The 21,434-nt window shown below is 66.4% G+C and carries 18 protein-coding genes; 16 read left to right on the top strand and 2 right to left on the bottom strand.

Annotation, left to right across the window (positions count from 1 at the left end):
* Positions 1-8: 8 nt before the first annotated feature.
* The gene (gene mpl / locus AB4061_RS11675; protein ID WP_441633834.1) at positions 9-1,406 is read right to left on the bottom strand and encodes a UDP-N-acetylmuramate:L-alanyl-gamma-D-glutamyl-meso-diaminopimelate ligase; all 1,398 of its coding nucleotides are present in this window, start codon (positions 1,404-1,406) and stop codon (positions 9-11) included.
* Positions 1,407-1,635: 229 nt separating this feature from the next.
* Between mpl and AB4061_RS11680 the strand changes: the two genes are divergently transcribed.
* From AB4061_RS11680 to AB4061_RS11725, 10 genes are all read left to right on the top strand, one after another.
* Positions 1,636-2,349, top strand: coding sequence for a UDP-N-acetylmuramate--alanine ligase (locus AB4061_RS11680; RefSeq protein ID WP_441633836.1), 714 nt, complete (start codon positions 1,636-1,638; stop codon positions 2,347-2,349).
* Positions 2,350-2,462: 113 nt separating this feature from the next.
* Positions 2,463-3,011 (top strand): TlpA family protein disulfide reductase, encoded by a 549-nt coding sequence (locus AB4061_RS11685; RefSeq protein ID WP_441634026.1) that lies wholly within the window; start codon positions 2,463-2,465, stop codon positions 3,009-3,011.
* A 206-nt stretch (positions 3,012-3,217) separates the two neighbouring features.
* Entirely contained in the window at positions 3,218-3,712 is a 495-nt protein-coding gene (aroQ, locus tag AB4061_RS11690) for a type II 3-dehydroquinate dehydratase (protein ID WP_441633838.1), read from the top strand.
* 159 nt (positions 3,713-3,871) lie between these two features.
* Complete coding sequence (gene accB / locus AB4061_RS11695) at positions 3,872-4,330, top strand: acetyl-CoA carboxylase biotin carboxyl carrier protein (protein WP_441633840.1); 459 nt, start codon at positions 3,872-3,874, stop codon at positions 4,328-4,330.
* A 183-nt stretch (positions 4,331-4,513) separates the two neighbouring features.
* Positions 4,514-5,881, top strand: a complete 1,368-nt coding sequence (gene accC / locus AB4061_RS11700) for an acetyl-CoA carboxylase biotin carboxylase subunit (protein WP_043349611.1) — start codon at positions 4,514-4,516, stop codon at positions 5,879-5,881.
* A 43-nt stretch (positions 5,882-5,924) separates the two neighbouring features.
* Positions 5,925-6,839, top strand: coding sequence for a 50S ribosomal protein L11 methyltransferase (gene prmA, locus AB4061_RS11705; RefSeq protein ID WP_441633843.1), 915 nt, complete (start codon positions 5,925-5,927; stop codon positions 6,837-6,839).
* 9 nt (positions 6,840-6,848) lie between these two features.
* Positions 6,849-8,405, top strand: coding sequence for a DUF3426 domain-containing protein (locus AB4061_RS11710; protein ID WP_441633845.1), 1,557 nt, complete (start codon positions 6,849-6,851; stop codon positions 8,403-8,405).
* Positions 8,406-8,476: 71 nt separating this feature from the next.
* Positions 8,477-8,977 (top strand): thiol peroxidase, encoded by a 501-nt coding sequence (gene tpx, locus AB4061_RS11715; RefSeq protein ID WP_043349617.1) that lies wholly within the window; start codon positions 8,477-8,479, stop codon positions 8,975-8,977.
* Between the two features lie 115 nt (positions 8,978-9,092).
* Positions 9,093-10,040: a carbohydrate kinase family protein gene (locus AB4061_RS11720; protein ID WP_441633847.1), complete on the top strand. Its 948-nt coding sequence runs from the start codon at positions 9,093-9,095 to the stop codon at positions 10,038-10,040.
* A gap of 22 nt (positions 10,041-10,062) precedes the next feature.
* Positions 10,063-10,530: a hypothetical protein gene (locus AB4061_RS11725; RefSeq protein ID WP_441633849.1), complete on the top strand. Its 468-nt coding sequence runs from the start codon at positions 10,063-10,065 to the stop codon at positions 10,528-10,530.
* A 409-nt stretch (positions 10,531-10,939) separates the two neighbouring features.
* Here the strand turns inward: AB4061_RS11725 and AB4061_RS11730 are convergent, their stop codons facing one another.
* Positions 10,940-11,539 carry a histone H1-like DNA-binding protein gene (locus AB4061_RS11730; RefSeq protein ID WP_183032596.1) on the bottom strand — a complete coding sequence of 200 codons (600 nt, stop codon included), beginning with the start codon at positions 11,537-11,539 and terminating at the stop codon, positions 10,940-10,942.
* 1,745 nt (positions 11,540-13,284) lie between these two features.
* Here AB4061_RS11730 and AB4061_RS11735 point away from each other — a divergent pair.
* The 6 genes from AB4061_RS11735 to AB4061_RS11760 all read left to right on the top strand — a co-directional run bounded on the left by AB4061_RS11735 (position 13,285) and on the right by AB4061_RS11760 (position 21,384).
* The gene (locus AB4061_RS11735) at positions 13,285-13,767 is read left to right on the top strand and encodes a DUF2147 domain-containing protein (RefSeq protein WP_441633851.1); all 483 of its coding nucleotides are present in this window, start codon (positions 13,285-13,287) and stop codon (positions 13,765-13,767) included.
* Between the two features lie 345 nt (positions 13,768-14,112).
* The gene (locus tag AB4061_RS11740; protein ID WP_441633853.1) at positions 14,113-15,447 is read left to right on the top strand and encodes an MFS transporter; all 1,335 of its coding nucleotides are present in this window, start codon (positions 14,113-14,115) and stop codon (positions 15,445-15,447) included.
* Between the two features lie 14 nt (positions 15,448-15,461).
* Positions 15,462-16,694: an amidohydrolase family protein gene (locus tag AB4061_RS11745; RefSeq protein WP_441633855.1), complete on the top strand. Its 1,233-nt coding sequence runs from the start codon at positions 15,462-15,464 to the stop codon at positions 16,692-16,694.
* A 98-nt stretch (positions 16,695-16,792) separates the two neighbouring features.
* A complete protein-coding gene (locus tag AB4061_RS11750) occupies positions 16,793-17,695 on the top strand; it encodes a LysR substrate-binding domain-containing protein (RefSeq protein WP_441633857.1) in 903 nt (300 codons plus the stop codon).
* Positions 17,696-17,810: 115 nt separating this feature from the next.
* Complete coding sequence (locus AB4061_RS11755; RefSeq protein WP_441633859.1) at positions 17,811-18,794, top strand: Bug family tripartite tricarboxylate transporter substrate binding protein; 984 nt, start codon at positions 17,811-17,813, stop codon at positions 18,792-18,794.
* Between the two features lie 352 nt (positions 18,795-19,146).
* Positions 19,147-21,384 carry a TonB-dependent receptor gene (locus AB4061_RS11760; protein WP_441633861.1) on the top strand — a complete coding sequence of 746 codons (2,238 nt, stop codon included), beginning with the start codon at positions 19,147-19,149 and terminating at the stop codon, positions 21,382-21,384.
* The last annotated feature ends 50 nt before the right edge of the window (positions 21,385-21,434 follow it).

A 21,434-nucleotide genomic window follows, 5' to 3' on the forward strand; every position in this document is an offset into this window, starting at 1 on the left:
GGCCCCGCTCAGGCGGAAACACCTGCGGCAAACGCGTCCAGCAGCTTCTGGTGGACGCCGCCGAAGCCGCCGTTGCTCATGACCAGCACATGGTCGCCCGGGCGCGCGGCGGCTCGCACCGCGCGGACCAGCTCGGGAAGGTCGCTGAACGCCGCCGCGCGCTCGCCCAGCGGCGCCAGCGATTCGGCCAGGTCCCAGCCCAGCGCATCCTTGCCGCTGGCCGCGCCATACCCGAACACCAGGTCAGCCGCCTCGAGGCTGGCCGGGAGCTGCGCCTTCATCACGCCCAGCTTCATGGTGTTGGAGCGCGGCTCCAGCACCGCCAGGATGCGCGCCGCGCCAACCCGCTTGCGCAGGCCGTCCAGCGTGGTCTGGATCGCCGTGGGATGGTGGGCAAAGTCGTCATAGACCGTGATGCCATTGACCACGCCACGCACTTCCATGCGGCGCTTCACATTAGCGAAGCGCGACAAGGAATCGATCGCCTGCGGCGCTGGCACGCCCACATGGCGGGCAGCCGCAATCGCAGCCAGCGCATTCATCCGGTTGTGCGTGCCTTGCAAGGCCCAGTTGAGCCGGCCTTGCAGCGCGTCGCCGAACCAGACATCGAAGCTGTCCTGGGTCACGCTATCGCTGGCGGCATCACCCTCGGCGGGCTCGCCCGCGCGCCAGTCGCCGATGCCGAATTGCTCGGTCTCGCTCCAGCAGCCCCGCTCCAGCACGCGCGCCAGGCTTTCCTCAAAGCCGTTGACGATCAGCCGGCCCTGCTCCGGCACGGTGCGCACCAAATGATGGAACTGGGTCTCGATGGCAGCAAGATCAGGGAAGATGTCGGCGTGGTCGTATTCCAGGTTGTTCAGGATGGCCGTGCGCGGACGGTAATGGACAAACTTGCTGCGCTTGTCGAAGAACGCCGTGTCGTACTCATCAGCCTCGATCACGAAGAAGTCAGAGTCGGTCACCCGCGCCGACACGCCAAAATTCTGCGGCACGCCGCCCACCAGGAAGCCCGGCTGGTAGCCGGCATCTTCCAGGATCCAGGCCAGCATGGAGGTGGTGGTGGTCTTGCCATGGGTGCCCGCCACCGCCAGCGTCCATTTGCCGCGCAGCACATGCTCCCCGAGCCACTGCGGGCCGGAGACGTAAGGCAGGTTGCGGTTGAGGATGGCCTCCATCAGCGGATTGCCGCGCGACACCACATTGCCGATGACGAACAGGTCCGGCTCCAGCGCCAGCTGGCCAGGATCGAAGCCCTCGATCAGCTCAATGCCCTGCGCCTCGAGCTGCGTGCTCATCGGCGGATAGACATTGGCATCGCATCCGGTGACGCGGTGGCCAGCCTGCTTGGCAAGCACGGCGAGGCCGCCCATGAATGTGCCGCAGATACCGAGGATGTGAATATGCATGGGATTTAGGATTGGGCGGGCCAGGGCGGCCGGGCCGGGTTGCTTCTGGATGGAGAGAATTGTACCTGAGGGGGTGACGGCGACGCCGTGCGGGAAAGGCCGGCGGCCGGGCACGGCAGATTTCCAGGCCGGCGCCTTCGCCCCAAGGAATCTCCCCGTCACCGGCCACTCTAAAAAGCAAAACCCGACCCTAGCGCGCAGGCCGCGATCCCTCCGGTATCATCCCCCCATGCCCCGCCGCCCCACCCTCGACCCCATCCGCCTGCGCGAGGAAATCGCCCAGGCCGCCGCCCGCATGATCGCGGAAGATGGCACCGACTACGCCACGGCCAAGCGCAAGGCCGCGCGGCAGCTGCTGGGCGACGTGCGCGTGGCGGGCGAGTGGCTCCCCGACAACGAGGCCGTGGAAGCGGAGGTCCGTCTCTATCAGGCACTGTTCCACTCGGAGAGCCAGCCTCGCGTGCTGGCGCTGCTGCGCCGGCTGGCCGTGCTTGCCATGCGCGACCTCGCCGCATTCCGCCCATACCTGGCCGGGGCCGTGCTCAATGGCACCGCCACCGAGCATTCCGACGTCTATCTGCAGTGCTTTTGCGATAGCCCCAAGGATCTCACCCTGCACCTGCTCAACGCTGGCGTGGACTTCGACACCAGCGAGACCCGGCACTTCGCCGGCCGCGGCGAGGTCGAGACCCTGAGTTTCCTCTGGAAGGGACAGTGGCCGGCCGTGCGCGATGCGCGCCTGCTGGCGGGAGAGATCCGCACGGAACTTGGCCAGCCCGTCGGCATCCATATAGCGCTGTATGATGCAGATGACGAACGCGGCGCAGTCCGGGCCGCGGCCAGCGGCCGGGTTGCCCGTGCCGATGTGGACGCCGTGCAGGCGCTGCTGGCGGCCGCCGACGTGGCAGCCCCCCAGATGCCCGACGCGCCCGCAGCGGCCTGAGCGCCACCTTTGACCGGGAGCGCGGGCGAGGCCGGCCACAGGCCCTGCACCCCGTCCCCATGGAGCCCTCCGGGTTCTTACCTCTTCCATCAGCCGCTATCTTTCTTGCTGCCATGACCTCTTCCACCAGCACTCCTGTCCGCCGCAGCCGCCTCTGGGCCTGGCTTGCCGTTGCCGTCGTGGCCGCCGCCGCGGGCGCGCTGGCCGGGCACTATGTGTTTTCGCCCAAGCCGGCATCCGACGAGGCCGTCGAGACGTTCCTGCGCACGCAACTGCCAGATCCGGACGGCGCCCAGATCAACTTCGCGCAACTTCGCGGAAAAACGGTGGTTGTGAACTTCTGGGCACCCTGGTGCGGTCCCTGCGTGGAAGAAATGCCCGACCTGAACGCATTGCACAAGGAATACACGGGACGAAAAGTGGAATTTGTCGGCATCGGCATCGATTCCGCTAACAATATCCAGCAGTTCATCAAGAAGATCCCCGTCTCCTACCCACTGGCCGTGGCCGGATTTGCCGGTACGGAGCTTTCGCGCAACTTTGGCAACGCGGCCGGCGGCCTGCCCTATACAGTGATCATTGCGCCCGATGGCACGGTCAGCTACCGCAAAATGGGCAGGGTTTCCCCTGACGAGCTGCGCGCCGCGCTGCCTCGCAGCTAGCCATAAGATTCTTGATTTGGGGCGATTTTCTCCTAACCTTGTTCGATCATCGCGCAATTTGATCGAAACACGATTTCGCGACCCCAAAGTGCGGAATCGGGCCTGAAAACTCGCCTGCTTCGAAGCTGCCTATGTCTACGCTGCTAGACAAATCACTCTAAGCTACGGTAATCTCCGCGCAATTTCGTTGAAATGGTCGAGCCGCCGTGATCGATACGCCTCCCGAACGCCGCTCCCCCCGCTACCGCAAGGTGCTGGTCCTGCACGGACCGAACCTGAATTTGCTGGGCACGCGGGAGCCGGAGACTTATGGGTACACGAAACTAGCCGATATCGACCTGGCCCTCGCGCAGCGAGCCCGCCAGACCGGCATCACCCTGGCTACGTTTCAGTCCAACCATGAGGGCGCGCTGGTGGATCGTATCCATGCCGCGCGCGGCGAGGGCGTGGATTTCATCATCATCAACCCGGCCGCCTATACGCATACCAGCGTAGCGCTGCGCGATGCGCTGGCCGGGGTGGCGATTCCGTTTGTGGAAGTCCACTTGTCGAACGTGCATCGGCGCGAGAGCTTCCGTCATCACTCTTATTTCTCCGATGTGGCGATCGGAGTGATCTGCGGACTTGGCTGGCAGGGGTATCTGCTGGCGCTGGACTATGCCCTCGGGCAGGAGCTGGAACAGGCGCTGCCCAAGGCCTGATCCGCCCATTGATTTCTTAAACCGTTACAGCGCCCCCCGGCGCCTGCCCCGCCGCCATGTTCGCGGCGGACCAAGGCAGCCCGCCGGAGGCGTCAGTTTTTCCCGGACGCAGCCACCAGAGCGGTGGCCGCCGGACAACCCGATTCAGGAGGATAGAAGATGGACCTGCGCAAGCTGAAGACGCTGATCGACCTGGTGGCCGAGTCCGGCATCTCCGAGCTGGAAGTCACCGAAGGCGAAGGCAAGGTGCGGATCGTCAAGGCGCCGCCGCAGGTCATCGCCGCGCCGATGGCCATGCAGCCGATGCAGGCACTGCCTCCGGCCGCCGCGCCGGTCGCGATGCCCGTCGCCGGTAGCGAGCCGGCCGCGCCGCAACTGCCGGTGGGCCATGTCGTGACCTCGCCGATGGTCGGTACCTTCTATCGCGCACCGTCGCCGGGCGCGGCGTCGTTCGTCAATGTGGGCGATACCGTCAAGGAAGGCCAGACGGTCTGCATCATCGAAGCGATGAAGCTGCTCAACGAGATCGAGTCGGACAAGGCTGGCGTGATCAAGGAAATCCTGGTCGAGAATGGCCAGGCGGTGGAATACGGCCAGCCGCTGTTCATCATCGGCTGAAACTGACCGGCATGCCGCGCCGCCCGCAGCCTGCGCCGGAATTCTCCGGCCAGCCACGGCGGCGACGGCCACCGGGCGTTCCTCGTCCCGGTGCCAGCACCCCCGCCCGCACTCCGGCTGCCCTCGCCGGAGACGCCACGATCCGCCGCGGTGGGACCGCCTTTCTCCTCGCAGAGAGTGACTATGTTTGAAAAAATTCTGATCGCGAATCGCGGTGAAATCGCCCTTCGCATCCAGCGCGCCTGCCGCGAGCTCGGCATCAAGACTGTGGTGGTGTATTCGGAAGCCGACAAGGAAGCCAAGTACGTCAAGCTGGCCGACGAAGCCGTCTGTATCGGCCCGGCACCCTCGCCGCTGTCGTACCTCAACATGCCGGCCATCATCTCGGCCGCCGAGGTGACCGATGCGCAAGCCATCCACCCGGGCTACGGCTTCTTGTCGGAAAACGCCGACTTCGCCGAACGCGTGGAAAAGTCCGGTTTCGTCTTCATCGGCCCGACCTCCGAGAGCATCCGCCTGATGGGCGACAAGGTCTCGGCCAAACAGGCCATGATCAAGTCGGGCGTGCCGTGCGTGCCGGGTTCCGAAGGCGCCCTGCCCGACGACCCCAAGGAAATCCTGGCCACGGCGCGTGCCGTGGGCTATCCGGTCATCATCAAGGCAGCGGGCGGCGGCGGTGGCCGCGGCATGCGCGTGGTGCACACCGAGGCCGCCCTGGTCAATGCGGTCAACATGACGCGCGAGGAAGCCGGCCGTGCCTTCGGCAACCCGGAGGTCTACATGGAGAAATTCCTGGAGAACCCCCGGCACGTCGAGATCCAGATCCTGGCCGACCAGCATCGCCAGGCCATCTGGCTGGGCGAGCGCGACTGCTCGATGCAGCGCCGCCACCAGAAGGTCATCGAAGAAGCACCTGCGCCGCACATCCCGCGCCGCCTGATCGAGCGCATCGGCGACCGCTGCGCCGAGGCCTGCAAGAAGATCGGCTACCGTGGCGCCGGCACCTTCGAATTCCTGTATGAGAAYAACGAGTTCTACTTCATCGAGATGAACACGCGCGTGCAGGTTGAGCACCCGGTCACCGAGATGATCACCGGCATCGACATCGTGCAGGAGCAGATCCGCATCGCCTTTGGCGAGAAGCTGCGCTGGCGCCAGAAGGACGTGCAGCTGCGCGGCCACTCGATCGAATGCCGCATCAACGCCGAGGACCCGTTCAAGTTCACGCCGTCGCCCGGGCGCATCACCGCGTGGCACATGCCCGGCGGTCCCGGCGTGCGGGTCGACTCGCACGCGTATGATGGCTACTTCGTGCCGCCCAACTACGATTCGATGATCGGCAAGATCATCACCTACGGCGCCACCCGCGAGCAGGCCATCGCCCGCATGCGGATCGCGCTGTCGGAAATGGTGGTGGACGGCATCCAGACCAACGTACCGCTGCACCGTGAGCTGATGCTCGATGCCAACTTCGTCGAAGGCGGCACCAGCATTCACTATCTCGAGCACCGCCTGGCCCAGAAGAACGTGGCCAAGGGCGGCAAGATCTGAAGCCCCGGCGCGGCCAGTCATAACTGATCGACAAGGATCGCCTGTGGCATTTCAGGAATGTGTGATCGAAATCGCACAAGATCAGGCCGAAGCCTGGTCTGACGCGCTGTTCGACCTCGGCGCGCTGTCGGTCTCGGTGGAAGACGCCGATGCCGATACGCCCGACGAGCAGCCRCTGTTCGGCGAGCCCGGCATGGAGCCGACCCGCCTGGCATGGAACCGCTCACGCGTGGTGGCGCTGTTTGACGACAGCGCCGACCCCGTGCTGGTGGTGGCCGCTGCCGCCAATGCGCTGGGCATCGACCCGGTGCCGGCTTACCAGCTGCGCCCCGTCGAAGACCAGGACTGGGTGCGCCTGACGCAATCCCAGTTCGCGCCGATCCGCATCGGCGAGCGCATCTGGGTGGTGCCGTCCTGGCACGACGCGCCGGACCCCGACGCGGTGGTGCTGGAGCTGGACCCGGGCCTAGCCTTCGGTACTGGCAGCCATCCCACCACGCGGCTGTGCATGCAGTGGCTGGAACAGAACATCAAGGCCGGCGAAACGGTGCTCGACTACGGCTGTGGCTCGGGCATCCTCGCCATCGTGGCGCGCAAGCTGGGCGCCGGCGACACGCTCGGCATCGATATCGACCCCAACGCGGTGGAAGCCTCGCGCTATAACGCCGAGCGCAATCGCGTGGAGGCCACCTTCGCGCTGCCGGAAACCGTCTCCGAGGCCAGCTACGACCTCGTCGTCGCCAATATCCTGTCCAACCCGCTGAAGCTGATGGCGGCCATGCTGAGCGCGCGGGTTCGCCCCGGCGGCCGGCTGGTGCTGTCGGGCGTGCTGGAGCGGCAGGCCGACGAAGTCGCCGCGGCCTACGCGCCCTGGCTGCCCATGTCAGTCTGGCGCAGCGAGGAAGGCTGGGTCTGCCTGCATGGCACCCGCGGTGAAGGCACCGGCACCCAGCGCTGAGCCCAGCCCATGGCCGCCAAGCTCGTCACGCGTTGCCCGGCCTGTCGCACTGCCTTTCGGCTGGTGGCGGACCAGCTGCGGCTGCGCCAGGGACTGGTCCGCTGCGGCCAGTGCGACACCGTCTTCGATGCACGCGAGCACCTGATCGAGTTGCCGGCGCCCGAGCCGGCAGCCGGCCCTGAGACCGTCGCGCAGGCGGGGGAAGGCATTGCCGCCCCTGCCCCCGCCGCGCCCCCGGCACAGGAGGCGCCCGCCGAGCACGCGCACGAAGAAACACACGAAGAAGCACACAAGGCTGCCCGCGCACCGCGCGCCCCGCGCAAGCGGGCGCATGCCGTGGCGCACCCGGACGCGCAAGCGCACCCGGCCGAAGCCACCGCCGTGCCACACGAAGCAGCGCACGTCGACACGCCCCCCCAGCACGACCCCGACGACAGCCGCCCCGCCGCCGCGCCCTTCGACCCCGGCTACGACCCTGGCTACGACGTGCCGGCGCTCGATGCGCCCACCGTCATGCTGTACCAAACGCAGGCGGAAGCGGACGAGGCCGTGCAGGCCGGCAACCATCGGATGGAGCCGGAAGCCGGCAACGCTGACGAGGACAAGGACGAGGACGAGCCTTCCGCGGTGTTCGTACCCGGCATCGTCGAGAGCGAGGAAGTCGGCCTTCCCGCCGAGGCCGAGGCAGAGCCAGAGGCATCGCGGGCAAGCGAAGCACGCGCGCCGGAAGCTGCACCCTGGCCGCGGCTCGACCCCAGCACGCTGAGCGACGACGATGCCACGCACACCGCGGACATCGCCGATACGGAAAGCGCAGCCAACATAGCGAAAGCGGCGAACGAAGCATCCGCCACCAGCCAAGCCACCACGAGTGCCGCCGCCAACACCGACGCCGACGCCGCGGCCATCCCGAGCGCAAGCGGCTACCTGCGCGCCGAAGCGCAGGACGACCTCCCCGAGATTCCCGAAGCGATCTCACGCGAACAGGCCGAGCGGCCGTGGATGCGCAGCGACACGCCTGCCACCCCGTCCTTCGCGCCCGACTTCCTGCGCCATGCGCGCGAGCGCGATCCTGGCCCGGCCAAGCGCAAGCGCATGCTGCAAAGGCTGGCGATCGGGTTCCTCGTGATTGCGGGCCTGGTGCAAGGCACCTACCTGGCGCGCAGCCAGTTGTCCGGCCGCTTCCCCGTATTGCGCCCCGCCCTCGAGGCGGCCTGCGCTGCGCTGGGTTGCGCGGTGGCACCGTGGCGCGACATCGACGCCTTGCGCATCGAGAGCTCGCTGCTGCAAAAGCAGGATGACGAATCCGACGCCTACCTGCTCGCCGTGACGCTGCGCAACCAGGGCCGCGCCACCGTGGCGCTGCCCGCCATCGAGCTGGTCATGACGGACCTCCAGGACCAGCTCCTGCTGCGCAAGGTGCTCCAACCCGCCGACTACCTTGAAGCCGAGCAGCAGGCCTTTGCCACACATGGCCTGCGGGCAGGCACGGAGCTGCCGGTTCGGGTACGATTCCGGTCGCAGCAAGCGGCGGCAAACTACCGCGTGCTGATCTTCTATCCCTGAATTCCATCTGGGCTCGCCGCCAATCCCGAGCGCCCCCGATTTGCGAGCCCACATTTCACACAGGAGCACATATGAGCAACGTCACCCTCGGCGGCAACGCCATCGAAGTCGGCGGCAAGTTTCCGCAAGCCGGCGACAAGGCCCCCGCATTCTCGCTGGTCGGCAAGGACCTGAAGGATGTCACGCTGGCTGACTTCGCCGGCAAGCGCAAGGTGCTCAATATCGTCCCCAGCCTGGACACCCCGGTGTGCCAGGCTTCGGCGCGCAAGTTCAACGAAGCCGCCAGCGGCCTGGCCAACACCGTTGTGCTGACCGTCTCGGCCGACCTGCCGTTCGCCATGGGCCGCTTCTGCACCGCTGAAGGCCTGGCCAACGTGGTGCCGCTGTCGCTGATGCGCGGCGCCGACTTCAAGGGCAACTACGGCGTGGACATCAAGACCGGCCCGCTGGCCGGCGTGACCGCGCGCGCCGTGGTGGTGCTCGATGAGAACGACACCGTGAAGTACAGCGAACTGGTCTCGGAAATCAAGAACGAGCCGAACTACGACGCCGCACTGGCCGCACTGAAGTAAGCGCGCCACCTGCCAGGCGCGGCCACCCGGCAAAACGGGTGGCCGTTTTTGCATTCAGGGGCACCTGCACGACCCGGTGGCCCCGTCAGCCCGCATTACGAGAATTGGAGAGAGCATGTCCAGCCTGATCTGTGGCTCCGTTGCCTACGACACCATCATGACGTTCGAGGGACATTTCCGCGAACATATCCTGCCCGACCAGATCCACATGCTGAACGTGTCCTTCCTGGTCCCGTCCATGCGCCGCGAGTTCGGCGGCTGCGCCGGCAATATCGCCTACACGCTGAAGCTGCTTGGCGGCAACCCGGTGATCATGGCTACCGTCGGCGTCGACGCCGAGCCCTACCTGCAACACCTGCGCGCGCTCGATATCGGCACCGAGCACATCCGCACCCTGCCTGACACCTTCACGGCGCAAGCGATGATCACGACCGACCTGGAGAACAACCAGATCACGGCATTCCACCCCGGCGCGATGAACCAGTCGCAGCTCTCGCAGGTGCAGGACGCGCTCGGCGGCAGCAACGCGCCCGGCCTGGGCATCGTCGCCCCCGACAGCCGCGAAGGCATGCTGCACCACGCGCGCCAGTTCGCCGACGCCGGCGTTCCGTTCATCTTCGACCTGGGCCAGGCCATGCCGCTGTTCAACGGCGACGATCTGCGCCAGTTCGTTGAACTCGCCAGCTACGTGACGGTCAATGACTACGAAGCCCAGGTTCTGCTGTCGCGTACCGGCTGGACCAGCGATGAAGTCGCCGCGCAGGTCAAGGCGTTCATCGTGACCCACGGCGAAAAGGGCGCCACCGTCTTTGCCGACAACCAGAAGTACAATATCGCCTCCGTGAAAGCGGATCGCGTGGTCGATCCGACGGGCTGCGGCGATGCCTTCCGCGGCGGCCTGCTTTACGGCATCGAACAGGGCTTCGACTGGGAAACAACGGGCCGGCTTGCCAGCCTGATGGGCTCCATCAAGATCGCGCACCAGGGTCCGCAGAACCACAAGCCGTCGCGCGACGAAATCGGTGAGCGCTTCCAGTCCGCTTTTGGCTACCGCTACGAGTAACACCTTTTCCGGGATTGATCCTATGCACACCCTGATTCGCACCAGCGCCATCGCGCTCGCCGCCGCAGCCACCCTGGTGGCTGGCTGCGCTGCGCAGTCGAATTCCGCCAGCATCTATAAGCCGGGCCAGGCGCAGCGCGAGCAGACCTTGCGCTACGGCGTGGTCGAGACGGTTCGCGAGGTGCTGATCCAGGGCGACCAGACCGGCGCCGGCACGATCGCCGGTGGCGCCATCGGCGGCATCGCCGCGGGCAGCACCATCGGCAACGGCGGCGGCTCGGTGGCAGCCGGCGTGCTGGGCGCCGTGCTCGGCGGCATCGCCGGCAGCATGGCCGAGAACAAGATCAGCCAGCGCCGTGGCCTGGAAATCACCGTGCGCCTGGACAACGGCGATATGCGCGCCATCGTCCAGGACGCCGACGAAGCCTTCCGTCCGGGCGAGCGCGTGCGCTTGCTGTCGTCGGGCGGCACGACCCGCGTCACGCACTAAGAGGGTACGCGGGACGGCATGGGGTGGCCCTGGGCGGCCCCGGGTGGCCGCGCAGCGGGGGTGGCAGCCTAGGTTGCCACCCCCGCTGCCCGATAGCTCCTGGCACGTTCTGGAGCGGTCTCAGGGACCGCGCCGCACACGCCGCAATACGACCCTGGCAAAGCGCTGCCTCCTTCACCGGAGCAGCGCTTTTTCTTTGCGGCGTTCCCGGGCCGGGCTGCCATGTCCTCTGTCCCGCGTTCCGTGCTTCGCTTGCCGTCTTTCGAGCGCCCATGAAAAAACCCGCCGGGCTTGCACCATCGACGGGTTGGCAAGACTAGCGTCCTGCGGACCGGATACGCGGTATCCGGTCAGTGCGGCACGCCCTGCGTGCCTTGGCAATTCCCAGCGGTAGCCGTTGCCGGCACGCTTACGGACGGGTGCCCGTGGGGAAAGGCCATGCCGCAGCCGGGTTCAGCGCGGTCTTGGCAGCTGCAGCGGGTGCAACAGCAGGTGCAGCGGCAGGCTTGGCAGGCGCGGCCTTCTTGGCAGCAGCCTTCTTGGCCGGTGCCTTCTTGGCAGCAGGCGCCTTCTTAGCCGGAGCAGCCTTCTTGGCAGCAGCAGCCTTCTTGGCGGGCGCGGCCTTCTTGGCAGCCGGTGCAGCCTTCTTGGCCGGTGCGGCCTTCTTGGCGGCGACCTTCTTGGCCGGTGCGGCCTTCTTCGCTACGACCTTCTTGGCGGCAGCTTTCTTGGCCGGTGCGGCCTTCTTGGCTACAACCTTCTTGGCGGCGGCCTTCTTTGCCGGTGCGGCTGCCTTCTTGGCCGGCGCTGCCTTCTTCGCTACGACCTTCTTGGCGGCGACCTTCTTCACTGCGGCCTTCTTGGCCGGTGCAGCTTTCTTGGCCGGTGCTGCCTTCTTGGCGGCGACCTTCTTCACAGCGGCTTTCTTGGCCGGGGCGGCTGCCTTCTTGGCGGCCGGCTTGGCGGCGACCTTCTTAGCCGCCGGTTTCTTCTTTGCAGTCGTTGCCATGGATAACTCCTTCACTAGAGAGTGAATATCGAATGACCTAAGTTGGCGACCCGACCGACCCGAGGCGCGATACTGCGGTGCGACCCCAATCGAGCGAGCGATTCATCGGCGCACGGCGCGCGTTGTGGCCGCACGCTAATGAATTCGGTGGCAGGGGCACCGCGGCGCGCGGTGCGAATGTGGCCAAGCGGAGCCCGCAGCCGGGCTTCTGACGCTTGCCGCGCCCTGGAATTTTCGATCTGCCCGCGCCATCCGCCGGATCGGCGCGCGACATGAAAAGAGAGATATCGGCCGGCATTTCCGTGATGCGGGCTAGGCCACGCACACCACGTACGGCATTTTTTCGGGGGTAGTTCGCCCATCCCGTTACTGGGCCAAAGGAGACTGCACGCGTTTTAGAAAACCAGTACGGCTTGGTCTGCGTCAAAGTTCTAGTGCTCCTGAGCTACCTGTTTCATTGCATCGAAGTGGGCGGCGCTCATCGTTGCGCATCACGTCCAACCTCATCGTTGCATCTTGCTGTCTTGCCTGCCACGCAGGCCATGCAATGAAGTGAGACTCTTGTCAAGGCGAATCATAATTCGTTTGTTGGGCGATGTTAAGAAAAAAGTGCAAAAAAACTTGCGTGCGAGCATGACAACTTCATCGTCTTCGTCGTTGCGCTGCGCTGACCTCGTCTTTGCTTGCGCGCGCTGCGCTCTCATCGCGTCTCTCGCACCCTCGCGACGCTGCTCGCGACCATGCTCGATGCTGCTTCGACACAGCGTCGCGCGAGCGTGAAGACGTCGCTGGCGTGCTCCGGATTTTCAGCGCGCGCATCGCTCTCGGCGCCTCTTCCATGCCCTTCGGCGATGCCAATTCCCGATCATTGTGTAACGCCGGAAACCCGCATGCACAAAGGCTTTTGGGGAAGCAGAAAAGATCCGCGCGACAACCGTCGGCACGCGTTACGCGAGTGCTGGGACGCGTGTTGCCCGGATGCAAGCGAGCGCTGCGATGACATCGGCAGCGCTATCGTGAAGACGCGCATCCGCAACGCGGCACGCGGCGCGGACCGTGCGCGTCGCCTCGACTCGGCACATACGCTCACGCGCAGCGCGCGCAGTGATGCGCCGACGCAACGGTTTGAGAATCGTCACCGCGACACGCGCTCTCCAACGATGCTCGAACGATGTCGATCGGCCTCTCGCACTCGCATCTCGCGCTTGCATCTCGCRGGCGTCGTCGACGCGTGAGATGCCCTTCCGAGTCTCGCATCGCTGGTGCTGTCGCTGGTGATCTCGCCGGTGGTCTCACGGTGGTGTCGGCATGCGTGCGCCAGCGGATGACTTCGCGCGTCGGCCAGGACGGCAGATCGCGTGGCGAGGCATCGGCTCGCGCACCATCCGAATGGACGACTGCCAACGGCAGCAGGCGCGCGAGTGCGCGCAAGAAACGAGAGCGTGGATGGCCGCACGCGCCGGCGCCCCTGCGGCAGCAAGCGCGGCATGGCGCCCCCACCTGAAACGCACCGCTAGAGGATTGCTTCGAGTGCCGGGCAGCGGACAATTTGCTGCATGACAGAATCCGCCAGCTTCCAGACGCCAGGCCGGTCTGCGGCGGTTGCCGCGAAGGCTTTGGTGCGTACGCAAAGGCGGGCTGGCGATTGCAGCGCGAGCCCATCGCCAGTAGATTGGCGTACGCGCGCCGCAGGGCTGGCCCTGTCCTGGCATCATGGCGCGCACCAACTCGAAGAGGAGATCCCGATGCACTTTACTGCCCCCCGCACCGTCGCACGCGCCGCCGCCGTCGCGGCACGCACCGCCGTGCTCGCCGGCGCGCTGCTGGGTAGCGCCGCCGCGCTGGCCCAGGCCACCCCCGCCGGCTCATGGAAGACCATCGACGACGCCACCGGCAAGCCGCGCGGCCTGGTGGAGATCAGCGAACAGAACGGCGTCTACAGCGGCAAGCTGGTCAAGAGCTTCACCGAGAACGACGGCAAGACCAAGGTGTGCGACAAGTGCACCGACGCACGCCGCGACCAGCCCATCATGGGGATGACTATCATCACCGGCCTGCGCAAGACCGGCGACAACGAGTGGAGCGGCGGCGAGATCCTCGACCCCGAAAGCGGCAAGCTCTACAAAACCAAGATGTCGCTGGCGGATGACGGCAAGAAGCTCAACGTGCGCGGCTTCATCGGCATCAGCCTGCTGGGCCGCACCCAGACCTGGGAGCGCGAACGCTAGCCTGCCACGACCGGCGATGCCGGTGCCACCGACGGCACCGGCATCGCTGCCAGCTTGGCCGCGCGCATTGCCGCCGCGCCACCTCCGCCGCACCCATCCCCACCCGCCCCCGCCCGCCCCACCGATGCCGCCCGCGCTCCCTTGCGCGGCATGCGGCCCGTTGCCTGCCATGCGCTGCCCGCATGACGACATGCGCAGAATTCGTTTTCGGCCCGGCGGCGCTGCTCCTACCATCGGACTACCTGCCGTGCGCCGATTGATCCCCGACCGCACCGGGCGGCGCTGCCACGCCGACCCGGCATCGACGCGGTGCGCGCACCGGGCCCGCCAACCCAGGAGGATGTCATGCACGCAAGCGCCCACCCAGAAGCGCCATCGAAGCCACCAGGCGTCAGCGGCGCGCAACGCCGCCGCGCCATCGTCGCCACCGTGATCGGCAACGGTCTCGAGTGGTTCGACTTCACCGTCTACAGCTTCTTTGCCGTCATCATCGCGAAGCTCTTCTTTCCCACCGGCAATGACCTGTCGTCGTTGCTGCTTGCGGTTGCCACGTTTGGCGTGGGATTCTTCATGCGGCCGGTCGGTGGCATCATCCTCGGGGTATACGCCGACCGCGTGGGCCGCAAGGCGGCGCTGTCGCTGACCATCCTGCTGATGGCGCTGGGCACCACCATGATCGGCCTGGCGCCCACCTATGATCAGATCGGCGTCTTCGCACCGCTGCTGATCGTGGTGGCACGGCTGCTGCAGGGCTTCTCCGCCGGCGGCGAGATGGGCGGCGCCACCGCCTTCCTGACCGAGTACGCACCGGTGGAGCGCCGCGCCTACTACTCCAGCTGGATCCAGGCGAGCATCGGCGTGGCTGTGCTGCTGGGCGCCGCGGCCGGTACCTTCGTCACCTCCGCGCTGAGCACCGAGGCGCTCAATAGCTGGGGCTGGCGCCTGCCATTCCTGCTCGGCATCGTGATCGGGCCAGTGGGCTACTACATCCGCCATCATCTCGACGAGACGCCGGCCTTCCGCGATGCCACCGACAAGTCGGACTCGCCGCTGACCGAAGTGCTGCGCGACTACCCGCGCCAGACCGCGGCCAGCTTCTCGATGGTGATCCTGTGGACGGTCTGCACCTACGTGCTGCTGTTCTACATGCCGACGTACTCGGTCAAAGTGCTCCATGTGCCGCAGTCGACTGGCTTCATCGCCGGCATGGTGGGTGGCGTGGCGATCATGGTGTGTTCGCCGCTGGTCGGGCTGCTGGCCGATCGCATCGGGCGCCGCGTGCTGCTATCGAGTTCGGCGCTGCTGATCCTGCTGCTGGCTTACCCGATGTTCGCCTACATCAACCAGGCCCCGGGGCTGGCTTCGCTGGTGGTCTTCCAGCTGGTGTTCGGTGTCCTGATCGCCACCTACACCGGCCCGATCCTGGCGGCGTTCTCCGAGCTCTTCCCGGCCAAGGTGCTGTCGACCGGATTGTCGGTCGCCTACAATCTGGCGGTCACCATCTTCGGCGGCTTCGCGTCGTTCATCATCACCTGGCTGATCGCCAGCACGGGCAGCACCATGGCGCCTGCGTTCTACGTGATGTTCGCCGCCGCCATCAGCCTGGCCGGCACGCGCCTGGTGCGCGAGCCAGCCTACCTGCGCCCGGCGCAGGCTATCCGAGCCGCTCAACCCGTCTAATCACCGTCCCGCGCATGAAACAGATCCTACTCAAAGGCGGCAACGTCCTCGACCCTGCCCACGGCAGCCTCCTGCAGCGCCACGATGTGCTGATCGAGGGCGAGCGCATCGCCGGCGTTTCGGCCACGCCAATCCACGCGCCCGCCGCGCACGTGATCGACCTCGCCGGCAAGACTGTGATGCCCGGGCTGATCGACTGCCACGTGCACGTGCTGGCGTCTCTGGCCAACCTCGGCCTGAATGCGGTGCAGCCTAATGTACTGGTGGCGTTGCGCGCCGTGCCGATCATGAAAGCCATGCTCGAGCGCGGCTTCACCACCGTGCGCGATGCGGGCGGCGCCGACTGGGGCCTGTCGCAGGCCATCGAGACCGGCCTGGTGCCCGGCCCGCGCATCTTCCCGTCCGGCAAGGCGCTGTCGCAAACCGGCGGGCACGGCGACTTCCGGCCGCGCGCCGACGTGCTGGAGCCATGCTCGTGCGCCTTCCGTGCGGGCGCCATCGCCCGTGTGGCCGATGGCGTGGATGCGGTGCGCCTGGCGGTGCGCGAAGAGATCCAGAAGGGCGCCACGCAGATCAAGATCATGGCATCCGGCGGCGTGGCGTCGCCCACCGACCCGATCGGCAACACGCAATACAGTGAAGACGAGATCCGCGCCATCGTGGCCGAGGCAGAAGCGGCCCAGACGTATGTGATGGCGCACGCCTATACCGGCCGTGCCATCGCGCGCGCGGTGCGCTGTGGCGTGCGCACCATCGAGCACGGCAACCTGGTCGACCGCGCGGCCGCGCGCGTGATGCGCGAGCATGGCGCGTTCGTGGTGCCTACCCTGGTCACCTACGAAGCGCTCGCGCGCGACGGCGCGCGCCTGGGCTTGCCGTCGGAATCGGTGGCCAAGATCGAAACCGTGCGCCAGGCCGGCCGCGACTCCCTCGCCATCTATGCGGAGGCCGGCGTGCCGATGGGCTTTGGCTCCGACCTGCTGGGCGAGATGCACCAGGACCAGTCGGATGAATTCCGCATCCGCGCGGAGCTGCTCGGCAACCTGGAGGCGATCCGCAGCGCCACCTCGATCGCCGCCGCGATCCTGCAGCGCGAAGGCGAGCTCGGCACCGTGCGTGCCGGCGCGCTGGCCGACCTGATCGCGGTCGATGGCAACCCGCTAGCGGACATCAGTGTGCTGTGCGGCCAGGGCGAACACCTGGCGTTGGTGATGCAGGCAGGACGGCTGCATCGCCAGCCCGCCTGAGCGAAGCCAGCGGCAGGGCCAAAGCCCCGCGCTACAGCGACCAGCCTCTCGCCATCACCGCGGACTATCATGGCGGCTATACCGTTCCACTCGCCGCCATGCGTATCTCCCCCCTTCCGCCCCTGCCTTGCCTGGTCGCCTTCGAGTCGGCCATGCGGCATGGCAGCTTCACCCGCGCCGCCAGCGAACTTCACCTGACGCAAAGCGCCATCAGCCGCCAGGTGGCGCAGCTCGAACACTTCCTTGGCAAGAAGCTCTTCATCCGCGAGCCGCGCGCACTGCGCCTGACCGTGAGCGGCCAGGCTTATGCCGAAGAGGTGCAGCGCCTGCTGTCGGCCTGCGCCGAAGCCACCGAAGATGTGATGAAGCGCAAGGGCCATGCCGAGCTGACGGTGGCCTGCTCCAGCGGCGTCGCGGTGCTCTGGCTCACGCCCAGGCTGGCAGCCTTTCGCACCGCGCACCCCGACATCCACCTGCGCCTGCTGGTCAACGACAGCCTGGCCTCGCTCTCGCCCGCCGAGTTCGACGTGGGCATGTATTACCTGCGCGAGGGGCCGCCGGCGGGACTGGCATCGCGCCGGCTTTACGACGAAGACGTGTTTCCCGTCTGCGCGCCGCGCTACCTGGCCGGCCGCCGGCTGGCGCCGGCAGACCTCCCTGGCGAGACCTTGCTGATGCTGGAAGACGGGCAGCGCCAATGGATGTCGTGGCAGACCTGGCTGACGCACAACGGGCTGGCGGAAGCGCGGCCACCGCACAAGCTGGTGGCCAACCAGTATCCGATCCTGCTGCAGCTCGCCATCGAAGGCCAGGGTATCGCCCTGGGGTGGCGCCACATGATCGACCGCTGCCTGCAGGAAGGGCTGCTGGTGCGCGCCTGCGAGGCGAGCGCGAGCCTGGGCGGTGGCTACTACGCAGTGTGGCCGCAAGACCGCGCGGAGGCCGCGGCAGCGCGGACGTTCCGCAACTGGCTGACGCAGCAGAGCGCGGAAAGCCAGTAACGGGGGGCGCATGCGGATTCAGCGAATTGACAGGTTCGCTGGTTATGATCCGTCGCAGCACCTGAGGACCTAGCACCTAACACCCGTGCACCCAAAACAGCCAATGGAGACAACCATGCGTATTCCCGCCACCAGCCGCGCGCTGGCACTCGCCGTTCCCGCCCTGTTCGCCGCCGCCGGCTTCGCCATGCCCGCGCAGGCCGCCGATACCTGGCCGACCCACGTAATCAAGTTCGTCGTGCCGTTTACCGCCGGCGGCGCCAACGACCTGGTGGCGCGCGCCGCCGCCGATGCGGTTGGCAAGCGCCTGGGCCAGACCGTGATGATCGAGAACCGTCCGGGTGCCGGCGGCGTGGTGGGTGCTGACTACGTGGCCAAGGCCAAGCCGGATGGCTACACCTTCCTGATCGGCGCCGTAGGCACGGTCACCAACAGCCTGATCCGCGCCAAGATGCCCTACGCGGCCGATGACCTGGTGCCGGTCTCCCTGGTCGCGGTGAGCCCGTCCGTGATCGTGGTCTCGCCGTCCCTGCCGGTAAACAACCTGAAGGAACTGGTCGAGTACTCCAAGAAGCAGCCTTCGGGCGCCAACTTCGCCACCGCCGGCAGTGGCAGCACGCCGCACTTTGTCGAAGAAATGCTCAAGGAGAAAGGCGCGGTGCTGACCGTGGTGCCTTATAAGAGCGGCTCGGAGAGCATCACCGCGGTGATCGGCAACCAGGTCACGGCTACCTCCGAGGCCAGCGTGGTGGTGCTGCCCAACATCAAGGCCGGCAAGCTCAAGGCGCTGGGCGCGACCTGGGACAAGCGCATGAGCGCGGCGCCGAACATCGCGACCACTGCCGAGCAAGGCATGCCGGACGTGCGCATCGGCCACTGGGCCGGCGTGTTCGCACCCAAGGGCACCGACCCCGCCATCCTCAAGAAGATGAACGCCGAAATGAGCGCCGCCATGCAGACGCAGGAAACGCGCGACCGGCTGATTCCCAACGGCATCGAACCCGCCGGCGGCACGCAGGAGAGCTTCATTGCCTTCATCAAGTCGGAGCGCGAGCGCCTTGGCCGTCTCGCAAAAAACGCCAACATGACGGCGGAATAAGAAATATTTTCAGCAGTCCTTACGACAAGGACGGTAAATGTCTGTATCGGGCCCGTTTCGTACGGGCCCGTTTCATTTTATAAATGTGTTTTATACGCATCTTTACATAGGTTATGTGCGCAATTGAATCCACGGACGCCAATTCATGTTTCTAGGTTAGAACATTAGACGCGGCAACATATTGTCTGTGATCAAAAGACAACGTGAATTGCAACGCAAATCATTCGCATTTATATTCCGGCTCGCCCAACCATCATTGCCTTCCGCCGTTGGCCGAACCGATCCAGGCGCGCACCTTCTCGCCGCTGCCGGCCGGCTCGTACCCGCGGCCGCACCGGAACCGAGAAACGACATGAATCGCCGCACGCCGATCGCGACTGCCCTGCTCGCGCTGTTCGCCACGCCCGTTGCCACCCTGGCCCAGACGGCCGCCACCGTCTCCGCGGCGCAGCCTACGACGACGTTGCATGAAGTGGTGGTGCAAGGCAGCAGCGCCAACGACGACTACAGCGCGGTGAAGAGCTCGATCAGCAAGCTGCCCGCGGAACTGCGCGACATTCCGCAATCCGTCACGGTGGTCAACAAGGCGCTGATCGACGCGCAGGGCGGCACCTCGCTGGCGGATGCGCTGCGCAATGTCCCGGGGATCACCATCGGTGGCGCCGAGGGTGGCCAGATCGGCAACAACATCAACCTCAACGGTTTCTCCGCGCGCACCGACATCTACCTGGATGGCTTCCGTGATCGCGGCCAGTACTATCGCGACGTCTTCGCGCTGGATTCGGTGGAAGTGCTGATGGGTCCCTCGTCGATGCTGTTCGGGCGTGGATCCACCGGGGGCGTGATCAACCAGGTCACCAAGAAACCGTCGCTGAAGGCCGCCACCGAAGTCACCGGCTCGGTCACCACCAACGGCCTGGTGCGCGCCACCGCGGACTACAACACGCCCACCGGCGAGACCTCGGCCTTTCGCATCGCGGCGATGGCCCAGGACGGCTCGGCTAGCACGCGCGACCAGACCAAGGTGAAGGACTTCGGCCTGGCGCCGTCGTGGCGCCTGGGCATCGGCACCCCCACCGAGATCACGCTGTCGGCGCTRCTGCAGCATAACGAGGACCAGCCCGACTACGGCCTGCCGGCCATCAACGGGCACCCGGTCAACGTCGACCGGAAGACGGCCTATGGCTTCAACGACGACCGCACCATCCAGGATGTGGCCTCGCTGGGCGCCACCGTTGATCACAAGTTCTCGCCCAACCTGCGCCTGCGCAACCAAACCCAGTTCAACTACGTCAACACCAACGCGCGCGAAACCGCGCCGAACGCCGTCGGCACGGTCAGCGCCAAGGGCTTCACCCCGCTGACCACTACCACGCTGCCACTCGATGCGCTGTTCGTGCGCCAGCAGAGCCATGACCGCCATATCCGCGACTACTCGATCTTCAACCAGACCGAGCTGACCGCCAAGTTCGACACCGGCCCGGTCAAGCACACCGTGCTGGTGGGTGCCGAGATCGGCCACGATGGCTATGACAACCAGAACTACTACCGCAACGGCAGCTGCAACGGCGTGGCGCTGAACCCCGCCGCCACCGCCAGCGCGGCCGCCGGCACCAGCGGCTACGCGGCATGCGAGCCGGTCGTCAACCCGACCTACAGCAACTCGCCGGCCACCGCGCCGAGCGTGGCCGGCAACCGGCAGGGCGCAGCGGCCAACACGCTGGCGGCCTACATCAACGACTCGGTGGAATTCAGCAAGCAATGGAAGCTGGTGGGCGGGCTGCGCTACGACAAGTACATTGCCAGCATCACCAATTCGATCAACTCGTCCAACACGCTGGGCAGCACCGTGCTGCCCAGCGCCAACCAGACCGTCAACTTCACCAGCGTGCGCGTGGGCGGCATCTGGCAGCCGACCGAGGCGCAGTCCTACTACCTGTCGTACGGCACGTCGTTCAACCCGTCGCTGGAGCAGCTGGTGGGCACCGTGGGCCAGCAGAACCTGGACCCGGAAAAGAACAAGTCCTATGAAGTGGGCGGCAAGTGGGATCTGCTGGGCGGCGACCTGTCGCTGAATTCGGCGCTGTTCCAGATCACCAAGGACAACGCCCGCAGCCAGATCGACGCCACCACGTACTCGCTGGCCGGCAAGATCCGCGTGCGCGGCTTGCGCGCCGGCGCGACCGGCCGCATCACCAGCAAGTGGCAGGTCTTTGCGGGCTACACCTATCTGGACGGCGAGATCGTCAACGGCATCGCCGCCGGCACCCAGGGCATGGTCCCGACCAATACGCCCAAGCACACCGCGACGGCATGGACCAGCTACCGCGTGCTGCAGGACTGGGAAGTGGGCGGCGGCGCCTTCTATATGTCGCAGCGCTACGCCAACAACACCAACACCGTGCAGGTCGGTGGCTACGTGCGCTGGGACGGCATGATTGCCTACCATCAGCCGAAGTACGACGTGCGCCTGAACCTGTTCAACGTGTTCGACAAGAAGTACTACGATGCGCTGATCCAGTCGGACGGCGGACGCTCGGTGCCCGGCACCGGCCGCACCGCGATGCTGTCCTTCATCTACCGCATGTAAGCTGAGGTAAAGTGGCGTGACGCCATGTCACGCCACGCGGCAGGGCCGGA

Source organism: Cupriavidus sp. YAF13, assembly GCF_052113425.1.
Lineage (GTDB): Bacteria > Pseudomonadota > Gammaproteobacteria > Burkholderiales > Burkholderiaceae > Cupriavidus.